At 67.3% G+C, this 10,519-nt stretch carries 13 protein-coding genes; 6 read left to right on the forward strand and 7 right to left on the reverse strand.

What is annotated here, in order from left to right; translation table 11 throughout:
* Positions 1-328: 328 nt before the first annotated feature.
* Both A8G08_RS28245 and A8G08_RS28250 read right to left on the reverse strand, forming a co-directional pair.
* Positions 329-460 carry a hypothetical protein gene (locus A8G08_RS28245; protein ID WP_281182127.1) on the reverse strand — a complete coding sequence of 44 codons (132 nt, stop codon included), beginning with the start codon at positions 458-460 and terminating at the stop codon, positions 329-331.
* A gap of 177 nt (positions 461-637) precedes the next feature.
* A complete protein-coding gene (locus A8G08_RS28250) occupies positions 638-766 on the reverse strand; it encodes a hypothetical protein (protein WP_281182128.1) in 129 nt (42 codons plus the stop codon).
* Between the two features lie 210 nt (positions 767-976).
* On the opposite strand from A8G08_RS28250, the gene A8G08_RS07330 reads away from it, so the two are divergent.
* Complete coding sequence (locus A8G08_RS07330) at positions 977-1,276, forward strand: hypothetical protein (RefSeq protein ID WP_068272142.1); 300 nt, start codon at positions 977-979, stop codon at positions 1,274-1,276.
* A gap of 204 nt (positions 1,277-1,480) precedes the next feature.
* Here A8G08_RS07330 and A8G08_RS07335 read toward each other — a convergent pair whose 3' ends face one another.
* Genes A8G08_RS07335 through A8G08_RS07345 form a run of 3 tightly spaced genes read right to left on the reverse strand, consistent with a single transcriptional unit; the run spans position 1,481 to position 5,479 of the window.
* Positions 1,481-2,251, reverse strand: coding sequence for an SWIM zinc finger family protein (locus A8G08_RS07335; RefSeq protein WP_068272144.1), 771 nt, complete (start codon positions 2,249-2,251; stop codon positions 1,481-1,483).
* Positions 2,248-5,058, reverse strand: a complete 2,811-nt coding sequence (locus A8G08_RS07340; RefSeq protein ID WP_068272147.1) for a DEAD/DEAH box helicase — start codon at positions 5,056-5,058, stop codon at positions 2,248-2,250. The genes A8G08_RS07335 and A8G08_RS07340 overlap by 4 nt, the downstream gene beginning before the upstream one ends.
* Positions 5,059-5,089: 31 nt before the next feature.
* Entirely contained in the window at positions 5,090-5,479 is a 390-nt protein-coding gene (locus A8G08_RS07345) for a YciI family protein (RefSeq protein ID WP_068272150.1), read from the reverse strand.
* A gap of 174 nt (positions 5,480-5,653) precedes the next feature.
* On the opposite strand from A8G08_RS07345, the gene A8G08_RS07350 reads away from it, so the two are divergent.
* The 4 genes from A8G08_RS07350 (at position 5,654) to A8G08_RS07365 (ending at position 8,608) form a co-directional block, all read left to right on the forward strand.
* Positions 5,654-6,370, forward strand: coding sequence for an HNH endonuclease family protein (locus A8G08_RS07350; protein WP_068272153.1), 717 nt, complete (start codon positions 5,654-5,656; stop codon positions 6,368-6,370).
* A gap of 95 nt (positions 6,371-6,465) precedes the next feature.
* Entirely contained in the window at positions 6,466-6,864 is a 399-nt protein-coding gene (locus tag A8G08_RS07355) for a carboxymuconolactone decarboxylase family protein (RefSeq protein ID WP_068272156.1), read from the forward strand.
* A gap of 32 nt (positions 6,865-6,896) precedes the next feature.
* Positions 6,897-7,733: an NAD(P)-dependent oxidoreductase gene (locus A8G08_RS07360; RefSeq protein ID WP_084436010.1), complete on the forward strand. Its 837-nt coding sequence runs from the start codon at positions 6,897-6,899 to the stop codon at positions 7,731-7,733.
* Positions 7,734-7,777: 44 nt separating this feature from the next.
* Complete coding sequence (locus A8G08_RS07365; RefSeq protein ID WP_281182129.1) at positions 7,778-8,608, forward strand: shikimate 5-dehydrogenase; 831 nt, start codon at positions 7,778-7,780, stop codon at positions 8,606-8,608.
* 6 nt (positions 8,609-8,614) lie between these two features.
* Here the strand turns inward: A8G08_RS07365 and A8G08_RS07370 are convergent, their stop codons facing one another.
* Both A8G08_RS07370 and A8G08_RS07375 read right to left on the reverse strand, forming a co-directional pair.
* Positions 8,615-9,463, reverse strand: a complete 849-nt coding sequence (locus A8G08_RS07370) for a sulfurtransferase (RefSeq protein WP_084436011.1) — start codon at positions 9,461-9,463, stop codon at positions 8,615-8,617.
* Positions 9,460-9,969: an O-acetyl-ADP-ribose deacetylase gene (locus A8G08_RS07375; RefSeq protein WP_068272169.1), complete on the reverse strand. Its 510-nt coding sequence runs from the start codon at positions 9,967-9,969 to the stop codon at positions 9,460-9,462. The genes A8G08_RS07370 and A8G08_RS07375 overlap by 4 nt, the downstream gene beginning before the upstream one ends.
* Positions 9,970-9,998: 29 nt before the next feature.
* Between A8G08_RS07375 and A8G08_RS07380 the strand changes: the two genes are divergently transcribed.
* Complete coding sequence (locus A8G08_RS07380; RefSeq protein ID WP_425394536.1) at positions 9,999-10,466, forward strand: acyl-CoA thioesterase; 468 nt, start codon at positions 9,999-10,001, stop codon at positions 10,464-10,466.
* Positions 10,467-10,519 lie beyond the last annotated feature (53 nt).

Genomic DNA, 10,519 nt, shown 5'->3' on the forward strand with positions numbered 1-10,519 from the left:
GCAACCACCCCGACCGACGAGCACACAGTCGCGGCCACCGTCGCTGCCCCGGTAACGACCACTCCTGAGTTCTCGTTCGTTCAGGGCCAGGACTTGGCCGATCTCCTCCAAGTCCTGTTCACCGGGAGCGCCGGCAGCGTAGGGAGCATTCCCTCGATTGTCATTGGAAGTTTTTGGGCAGTCGCTGAATCCGTGGCAGCCGGTCTCGGCTCGTCTGAGCCTTATCCATGGATCGACCCGTGCGCCCCTCAAGACCCGACTTGCGATTAACGAAGGGTCCGGAACCTTCTGACTCGACGCTGTGCCCTGTTCGACGATTGGCCCCGAGCTAGTTGTCCGCCAGCCGTCCGTACACCGCATTCAGATCGCGCAGCCCGGCGATCACGACCCTCTCGTCCTCAACCGTCGCGCGCAATGCCCGCAGCAGCGGGAACAGGGTCGAAATCGTCGGGCGCAGCACGGAAGCTGCGGCCCGGCTCCATTCCGGCTGGCGATCCCAATTGCGACCCCATGGGCGGCTGAATTGAACGTACGGACCGCTTCGGCGATTGGCTCCTAGCTAGTCCGTCAACCGCCTTACACCGCATTAAGATCACGCAGCCCGGCGATCACGGCCCTCGTCCTCAACCGTCGCGCGCTATGCGCGGCGCAGCGGGACCGGATCGAGATCGTCGGGTGCCGCACGGAATTCGACGATCGGCAGCGCGGGTAGTTCGATCCGCGCACCGTAGAGATCGTCCGGGTCGATAGCGGGCCGGGACTCCACGCGGCGATCAGCATGTCGAACTAGATGCCGTGCAGCACGGAAGCTGCGGCGATTCACACCGGCACGCGGGCCGGGGCCCTCAATGGCAGGCAGAGAGTTGGCTCTCGGTGGATGCTGTCGGCCTTAATGGTCGACAGTCCAGGAACCTTCTGACATGCTTCGCGTCGAATTCACCTCCCCTGGGTGAAGCTTCACAGACATGGAGAACGTATGCGCAAGACCCTGGCCACCGCTCTGCTCGGCGCCGCCCTCATCGCAGCAGCCGGACCCGCCGCAGCGACCACACTGCCCGAACAGCACACGGTAGCGGCCACCCCCACCGATCCTGTTCAGTCGGTGGACGTTCTGTCGTCCACGGTGGACTTTATTTCGTCCGAAGGTATTCCCTATTACCTCAATTTGTTCGATTTCGTCCTCGGAACCATCGGCCTGATCGTCGATCATGGCTCGTCCAACGGGCAAATCCTTCCGCCTTGCCCCTATGTCCCTGGGGGTGACCCCAACTGCTGAAATCGTCCTTTGAGCCGGACGTGCCGTGCTGAACGGTTTGGATGGGTGGTCGCTTCCCTTGATGCGGGGAGGGGCAACGGCGGGTCGCCCGACGCGGTCGGTCGCCTCGGGACGTTCCGCTCAATCACCGTGAAGGCGCGCGGCCTGCTCGCCCATCCTGAACCCTGAATTGACGTAGGGGCCGCTTCGACGAGTGGCCCGAGCTTAGTCCGCCAACCGTCCGTATACCACATTCAGATCGCGTAGCCCGGCACTCATCGTCTTCTCGTCCTCGGCCGTTGCGCGCAGTGCGCGGCGCAGCGGGACAGGGTCGAGATCGTCGGGCGCAGCCCGGTATTCGACGATCGGCAGCGCGGGTAGTTCGAGCCGGTCACCGTAGAGATCGTCGGGATCGAGGTCGGGGCGACTTTCCACGCCGGCGATAAGCGTGTCGAGGTCGATGCCACGCAGGGTGAGCATGTCGAGTGGACGCTCGTCGAGCCGCTCCGCGGTGAGGAAGGCGACCGCCGCGACATGTTTGCAGGGCCAGCCCGAATCCGGACACGTGCAGTCGAAATCCAGGTCCGCCGCAGAACGCGGAAGTAGCAGCGGCCCAAGCGAAGTCGGCAGCGAACCGGACACCGTCTCGGCCAGCATCCCCGGTGCGGCGCGGACGGTGTCGATCAGTTCGGCGATCCGCTCGTCGTCGAACGTGCGCAGGGTCAGCACCGAGGTGAATGGGCGGGGCTGGCTGCCCTGCACTTCCGCGGTGACCGCACCCGGCTCGATCCGCATCGCGACCACCTGACCGGCACGCGCGTAGGTCTTACCGCGCGTCATTCGTCCGGGATCGGCGTGTTCCTCGATGGCCTCGACAAAGGCACGCCCCCACCAGGTGCGTCCGAATGCCCCGCGCCGATTGCGCGTCTCGACCCCGCCCTGCACGGCGCGGCGCTTGCCGTATTGGCTGAAGTCACGCGGCGGCCCGGGAGTCATTCGCCCACCGCGTCGTCACCCAGGCGCATGAGCTCGCGCAGATCCTCCGTGCTGAGCTCGGTCACCCAGTTCTCCCCCGCGCCGACGACCAACTCGGCGAGCTGCTGCTTGCTGGTGATCATCGCGTCGATTCGCTCCTCGATGGTGCCGACGCACACGAGCTTGCGCACCTGCACATCGCGGCGCTGGCCGATCCGGAACGCACGGTCGGTGGCCTGGTTTTCCACTGCGGGGTTCCACCAGCGATCGAGGTGCACAACATGATTCGCCGCGGTGAGGTTGAGGCCGGTGCCGCCGGCCTTGAGCGAGAGCAGCATGATCGGCGGACCATCGTCCTCGGCGAAGCCGGTGACCATGGCATCTCGGCGCGCCTTGCTGACGCCGCCGTGCAGGAACGGCACCTGGGTGCCGAACCGCTCGGTGAGATACGGGACGATCAGGTCACCGAACTCGCGGAACTGCGTGAACAGCAACGCCTTCTCGCCGTCCGCTAGGACCGATTCGAGCACATCCTCGACCAAACCGAGCTTTCCCGAACGGTGCGAACCGCGGCGCATAACCGCCGACCCGTCCGACAGGTAATGCGCCGGGTGGTTGCACACCTGCTTGAGCCGGGTCAGCGCGGCAAGCACCGCGCCCTTGCGCCCGATGCCCTCGGATTCCTCGATCTGGCGCATCATCTCGTCCACCACCGCCTTGTACAGCGAGGCCTGCTCGGCGGTGAGATTCGCGCGCACCGTCATCTCGAACTTCTCAGGCAGATCCGAGATGACCGCCGGATCGGTCTTCACTCTACGCAGCACGAACGGTGCGGTGGCCGTACGCAATCGCGCCGTCGCGGTCTCGTCGTGGTCGCGCTCGATCGGCACCGCGAACCGGGCACGGAATGACTGGGCGCTGCCAAGCATCTTGGGGTTGGCGAAGTCGAGGATCGACCGCAACTCCTCCAGCCTGTTCTCCACCGGCGTTCCGGTGAGCGCCAGCCGGTGCCGGGCCGGGATCGATCGCACCGCACGGGACTGCGCGGTACCGGAGTTCTTGATGTGTTGCGCCTCGTCGAGAACGATTCGCTCCCAAGTCAGTTCGCGCAGCTGCTCGACATCACGTGCGGCCAGCGCATAGGTGGTGATCACCAGGTCGTGCTCGGCCGTCGCCTTGGTCAGCGCCTCGCCCTGCAACCTGGCCGGGCCATGATGCACGAGTACGCGCAGTGAGGGCACGAACCGCTGGGTCTCGCGCTGCCAGTTGCCCACCACCGACATCGGGCACACGAGCAGCGTCGGCTGTGCCGCGGATTCGTGGGCCAGCAGCGCCAGCACCTGCACGGTCTTGCCCAGGCCCATATCGTCCGCGAGTACCGCACCGAGCCCGAGCCGGCTCATCGACGCGAGCCAATTGAGCCCGCGCTCCTGGTACGGCCGCAGCTGCGCGTCGAGCGTGGCCGGGACCGGGACCTCGACCGGCGCCTCCTGCGGGTCGAGCAACCCGCGCACCCAGCCGGTCGCGGTCACCTCGTCCACCGGTAGCGGCGGCGCGTGCGCGGCGGTGAGCTCGCCGATCAGCGCGCCGAGCGTCATCTCGCCCGTCTCGCCTTGGCCTGCCACGTAGCGGGCAGCCCGGGCGAGTACCACGTGATCGGCCTGGACCCATTTCCCGCGCAGCCGGACCAGATCGGCCTTGGCGTGCGCGAGCCGTTCCATTTCCGCGTGCGTGAGGACGGTGTCGCCGAGCGCGAGTTCCCAGTCGTAGCCGACGAGTTCGTTCATGCCCACCGCGCTGCCACCCTCAGCAGCCACGGGCGGGGTCTGAACCCGCAGACGCAGCGACGGCGCTAGCCGGTTCCACGCCGCGGGGAGCAGCACCTGAATACCGGCGTCGTGCAATGCCATTGCGCCGTGTGTGACGAGATCGGTGACGACCGCGGTTGGCAGCAGGAGGTCGAGGCTCTCCGGATCACTCGGCACATCGCGCAACCGCGGATACGCCGCCATCGCCTCGCCGAGCTTGCGCCCGCCCATGCGGAGCAGTTCGGCGTCCGAGCTGCGTACCGGAATCGTCCGCGGTGCTTCCCCTTCGGGACGAAGGCACACCTCGAGCCGCCAGAACACCGACTCGCCCGCGACATCCTCTTCTTCGTCGAGGTCGTCGGGCTCGAGCAGCCGCAGGACGAGCTCGGGCTCATCTGCGGTGAGGGTGCCGCGCCACTGCTCGAGGATCCCCGCGATCTTGTGGTTGCCCTCCTCGAGCGGCTCCTGCGTGAACAGCGAGTTCATCATCGGATGCGCCGACCAGTCCGGTGCGCCGGAATCCGCGAGCCGCAGCCGCACCACCGGATCGGTGAGCTCGGCAACCAGGTCGGCGAGCACGGCAGAGGGCGGACCCTCGGCGCGCTGGCTCGCCGGCATCGCGGCCGCCAACTCGGCGAGCCACGCTCGCTGTCGTTCACCACCGAGCAGCCTCCAGCGCGTCCACCACTGACCCTCGCCGCGGTAGACCTCCGGCACGACTCGACCCGCTGCCACCCAGCGCTCGATGCCACGGGCGACATGCGCGAGATAACGCAGATCCCCGGCCTGGCCGTCGCGCGGACCGCGCTGGCACAGCAACTGCGCGGCCGCGCTGGGGGCGAGGGCCCTGGCCGCGACCTCGACGGTGTCGACGCCCGAATCGCCGGGCACCAGCACCGACGCACGATGCCGGAAACGAGCCCGGGTCAGCGCGGCAAAGGGTTCAGAAAGCGGCGGGCCCTCGACCTCGTCGCGCCACAGCAGCAGGCCGGCGCCCGGAGACCACAGCCCATGCAACACCCGACCATCAAACCAGGCGCGGCCGACGCGTCTACTCGGGCGCTTCGCCGATCGGACGCACCTCAACCATGATGTTGAGCGGGGCACCGCCCTTGCCCGGGGCGGTGGAGATGTAGCCCGCGAGCTCGTATACCCGCTCGGCGGTCTCGCAGTCCAGCACCCAGTAGCCGGCGAGGAATTCCTTGGCCTCGGGGAACGGCCCGTCGGTCACCAGCGCGGAACCGTCCGCCTGCGCCTGCACCAGCCGCGCGTCCTCCGGACCGGTCAGGCCCTGCGCGGTGACAAGTTCACCCGACTCGGCGAGCCGCTCGTTCAGCTCGTGCATGAAGCGGACGTGCGCCATCATCTCGTCCGGCGTCAACCCACTCAACGTCTCGGCCATGTCCGCGGCGGTGCCGGACATCAGCAACATGTACTTCATGTCGTCTCCTCAGCTGGGAATCCAATGGCGCGCCGTTCCGGCGATACGAACGGTACGCCCGCGCCGGGCTTTGGTGGTCGCAGAACCCGATGTCGCTCTGGGTGAACGACATTCGACGCCCACCGAGTCCAACCCCCGCGAAAACCTGTCGGGGGCAACGTGCACACTCTTCGCGTGACGCGCGGGAAATTCGTTTGGCTGTTGTGTCTGGTTCTCATCGCCGGTGTGCTCGCCGGCGTCCGGATCCTCGAAGGCGAGCTTGGCGATACGGGTATCCCGCCCGCGCCGGGGAGTCCGTCGCGAGCGCAGGTCGAACAGCTTGTCGGCCGGGTGACAATCCTCGACGCGCGGCCGCATCCGGGCGGCTACGAGCGTGGCTGCAGCAAGGAACTGTCGTGCGTCTTCGGGCCGGCGTGGACCGACGAAACCGACGCCGAGGGCGGCAGAGACGACTGCGACACGCGAAACAACGTGCTCGCGAGGCAATTACGAGCGGTCAGCTTTCGCGAGCGCGATCGTCCGTGCACGGTCATGGCCGGCGAACTCGACGACCCGTACACCGGAAAGAAGATCGAGTTCAGCAAGTCCCGGGCCTCCGAGGTGCAGATCGATCACGTCTACCCGCTCGCTGCGGCCTGGGATATGGGCGCCTCCCGCTGGCCCATCGACGAGCGCCGCCGGTTCGCGAACGACGTTGCCGTCAACCTGCTCGCGGTCAGTGGAAAGGCCAACTCGTCCAAGGGCGATCGCACACCCGAGAAGTGGCTGCCACCCAACCCGGCCTACCACTGCATCTACGCGGTCAAGTACCTCACCGTCGCGCTGCAGTACCAATTGCCGGTCACGGCAGGCGATCGAGAGGCTCTGCTTCGCGTCGCCGAGGCGTGCTGATTAGCAAGTCTTCGAACTGGACACAAGTCTGGACAAATGCCCGCCCGCAGCTAGTGTGACTTACGGACCATCGTCGCGAACGGGCAAGGAGAATCATGTCCGCACCAGATACCGGCTCGAACGAGCTTCCGGAGGATGCGCGCGAGCGCGGCCTGGTCATGATGGACCGGGTCTACGGGCCGGGCTACCACAAACTGGTGCCACCGGAAGCGGAGTCCTTCCCGTCGGCGGAGGAAACCGTCAAGCAGTTGTTCGGGCAAATCTGGAGCCGCCCCGGGCTGCCGCTGCGTGATCGACGGCTGGTCGTTATGGGCGCTACCGCAATGCTCGGGCGCGCGGATCTCCTGGAGACCCAGGTCCGCGGCGCGCTGCTGTCCGGCGACCTCAACGCGGACGAACTCCGGGAAATCGTGCTGCAGCTGCACTACTACGTCGGCTGGCCGAACGCGACCGCCATCATGTCCGCGGTCGAGAAGGTCATCCGCGAAGGCTGAGCAAGGCACTCGTCGAACTCGAGGGAGTGACAATGACCGAACTTCGCGCCGGAGTGATCGGACTCGGTGAAATCGGCGGCGGCGTGGCAGTGAGCATGGCCCGGCGCCGGCGCATCCCGAGCGTGTTCGACGTGCGCCCGGATGCCGCTGCGAGTCTCGACGGCATTCCCGGACAGTCGGATTCGATCGCAGACCTCGTCGGCGACTCCGATGTCGTGCTGATCGCGGTCGTCACCGCTGACCAGGTCCGCGATGTCCTCGTTGGCTCCGGTGGGCTGCTCGCTGCCGCCAAGCCCGGTTTGATCGTCGTGGTGCTGTCGACCGTTTCCATCGCCGACGTTCGCGAGTTCGAGCAGCTGTGCGCGGATGCCGGCGTGACACTGCTCGACTGCGGCGTCACCAATGGCGACAAGGCCGCCGAGCACGGAATCGTGGCCATGATCGGCGGCCCGGACGAGGTGGTCGAGAAGGCCCGACCAGTGCTCGACAATTTCGCCAAGCAGGTCGTACACGCCGGCCCGGTGGGCGCCGGGATGACCACAAAGATCGCCCGAAACCTGATCCAGTACGGCTGGTGGGCTGTCGTCGACGAAGCCGCGAATCTGGCTGTTGCCAACGGCGTTTCCCTCGACACCCTGCTCTCGGTGATGCGTGAGGCCGATACGGACGGACGTCAGCCGCTGCGATTGCTGGACGTCCGCGCCGCGGGCATCACCGTTCCGCCTGACTATGTCGAACGGGCGGGCGCCCTCGCGGACAAGGACCTCGACGCGGCGGCCGCGCTCGGCGAGACAACCGGTGTTTCCACTCCGCTGGCGGCCGCGTGCAAACCGCTGATGCGCGACGTTTACACCGGTCACCGCGAGTAGCGGAACCCGCGCGCGCTGCCGGTGCACGTTCTAGCGTGAAGTGCGTGAACCACTCGCGCAGCATCGACAAGGACACCACCCTGTGCATGTCGCTGGCCGCACGGCCGAGCAACATCGGCACCCGGTTTCACAACTACCTCTACAACGAACTCGGCCTGAACTACCTGTACAAGGCCTTCACCACAACCGATCTCGCCGCTGCGATCGGCGGGATTCGTGGGCTCGGCATACGCGGCTGCGCGATCTCGATGCCGTACAAGGAAGACGTGATCGCCCTCGTCGATGTCATGCACGAATCGGCATCGGCGATCGAATCGGTCAACACCATTGTCAACGAGTCAGGCACGCTGCACGCCTACAACACCGACTATCAGGCGGTCGCCGACCTGCTCGCCGAGCATGCGCTGCCGACGAACTACACCTTTGCGATCGCGGGCAGTGGCGGTATGGCGAAGGCCGTCGTGGCCGCGCTGCGCAACAGCGGATTCGACGACGGGATCGTGATCGCACGCAATCGAGAAGCAGGACAGGCACTTGCGGCCAAGTACGGCTTCGACTGGCAGCCCGATCTCGACGACGCGCGCCCCGACCTCCTGCTCAATGCCACCCCGATCGGCATGACTGGTGGACCAGAATCCGACGCGCTGCCGTTCCCGCACGAGGCCGTCGCCGCGGCATCGGCGGTATTCGACGTGGTCGCCAAGCCGCCGGACACTCCCCTGGTCCGCACTGCGCGTGACCTGGGCAAGACAGTGGTCTCCGGCGCCGAGGTGATCGCGCTGCAGGCCGCGGAGCAGTTCGCGCTCTACACGGGCGTGCGCCCCACTCGCGAACAGATCGAGCGGGCCTCGGCGTACTCCCGCGCCGTCGAATAGACCGCGCTAATTTGGTCCGGTCGCGGCCGGACGTTCGGGCTCGTTCGACCATTGCGACCACGAGCCCGGGTAGAGCGCGGCGTCGATCCCGGCGACCGCGAGCGCGGCAACCTGATGCGCTGCGGTCACACCCGAGCCGCAGTACACCGCGACCGGCCGGTCCCCGGCGAGGTCGGCGAACCGGCGCTGCAACTCCTCGGTGGGCAGAAAGTGGCCGTCGGTCGTGAGGTTTGCGGTCGTCGGCGCGCTCACGGCGCCGGGGATATGCCCGGCCCGCGGATCGATCGGCTCTGTCTCGCCGCGGTAGCGCTCGCCGGCCCGCGCATCGAGTAGCGCACCCCGATCGGGCCAGTCGGCGGCGGCATCGATATCGATGACCGGCATTCCCCCGCCGGACAGTTCCACGCCGCCCGGTTCGGGTGCGGCCGACTCGCCCGTCGCGACCGCAGCCCCGCTCGCCTGCCACGCCACCCATCCGCCGTCGAGTATCCGCACATCGGTGAGCCCGCCCCACTTCAGCAGCCACCAGGCACGAGCCGCTGCCGCGCCGCCGGTCGCGTCATAGACGACCACCCGGCTCGACGCGTCGATTCCCCACCGCCGTGCCGCGGCCTGCAGATCGGCCAAGGCGGGCAATGGGTGCCGTCCATCCGCCGCCGATGGCGGGCCGGCCAGTTCGGTTTCGAGGTCCACGAACAACGCGCCCGGGATATGCCCGTCGAGGTAATGCAGTCGACCGTCCGGATCGCCGAGCGCCCAGCGGACATCGAGCAGGACAAGATCCTGTCCGGCGGCGCGCACGCCCTCGACGGTCGCCAGCGTCGCCGCGCGGGTCCGATCCACGGTGTCGCTCATCGCAATTCGTCCTGAAGCAGCCCGGCCATGTCGGCACCGAACGCGACAAAGGTCACCGTCTCCACCGATGTCCCGCTGTCACGCACTGCGGTCACGGCCTGATGCACCGCATCAGCGGCCGGCCAGCCATAAACCCCCGACGAGATGAGCGGGAACGCCACCGCGCGCGCGCCGAGCGTGTCGGCCACCTCGAGGCTGCGGGTGTACGCCGATCGCAGCAGGTGCGAGCGGTCCTCGCCGGCCGAGTAGACGGGCCCGACCGTGTGAATGACCCAGCGCGCCGGGAGTCGACCCGCGGTGGTGGCAACGGCATCACCCGTGGGCAACCCATCGGGCAGTGCCGTCTCGCGCAGTCGGCGACATTCAGCGAGGATCTCCGGTCCACCGGCCCGGTGAATCGCGCCGTCCACGCCGCCGCCGCCGAGCAGGCCGGAATTCGCAGCGTTGACGATGGCGTCGACGCTGATCTGCGTGATGTCGCCCTGGACGACCTCGATGTGCGTCACGGCGACCATCATGCCGTTTGCTGCCCGCTATCGTCAGCCGAGTGAGCGCCGGACCCGACACCAGCGAAGTAGTAGCCAACGACTATCCCGTGCACTGGCCGGTTCAAACCCGCTGGGCCGACAATGACCACTACGGGCACGTCAACAACGTCACCTACTACTCGTACTTCGACACCGCGGTGAACGCCTGGCTGATGGCCAGCACGGGTACCGATATCCGCGAGCTCCCGGCGATCGGCATCGTCGCCGAGACGTCGTGCCGCTATCTGAGCGAGCTGAGCTTCCCCGAGCGCCTACAGGTGGGACTGTCGGTCGAGCGGCTCGGTTCGCGAAGCATCGTGTACTCGCTCGCAATCTTCCGCGAGACCGATTCCGGCGCACTCGAACCCGCTGCCGCCGGTCGATTCGTGCACGTCTACGTCGACCGTGACACCCGCCGCCCGGTGGACATCCCGCCCGCGATCCGCGCCGCCGCGGAGAAACTCGTCCGGCCCTAGCGCTTCCCGGGGGCGAATTGTGTTCCCGGGGACAAAACTTCGCACCAACGCCC

This window comes from Aldersonia kunmingensis, from assembly GCF_001646865.1.
GTDB lineage: Bacteria > Actinomycetota > Actinomycetes > Mycobacteriales > Mycobacteriaceae > Aldersonia > Aldersonia kunmingensis.

Excerpts from the sequence above, each read along its gene's own strand:
- A8G08_RS07335 (WP_068272144.1), bottom strand. The coding sequence starts at position 2,251 with ATGACTCCCGGGCCGCCGCGTGACTTCAGCCAATACGGCAAGCGCCGC.
- A8G08_RS07355 (WP_068272156.1), top strand. The coding sequence starts at position 6,466 with ATGTCCGCACCAGATACCGGCTCGAACGAGCTTCCGGAGGATGCGCGC.
- A8G08_RS07330 (WP_068272142.1), top strand. The coding sequence starts at position 977 with ATGCGCAAGACCCTGGCCACCGCTCTGCTCGGCGCCGCCCTCATCGCA.
- A8G08_RS07345 (WP_068272150.1), bottom strand. The coding sequence starts at position 5,479 with ATGAAGTACATGTTGCTGATGTCCGGCACCGCCGCGGACATGGCCGAG.
- A8G08_RS07370 (WP_084436011.1), bottom strand. The coding sequence starts at position 9,463 with ATGAGCGACACCGTGGATCGGACCCGCGCGGCGACGCTGGCGACCGTC.
- A8G08_RS07360 (WP_084436010.1), top strand. The coding sequence starts at position 6,897 with ATGACCGAACTTCGCGCCGGAGTGATCGGACTCGGTGAAATCGGCGGC.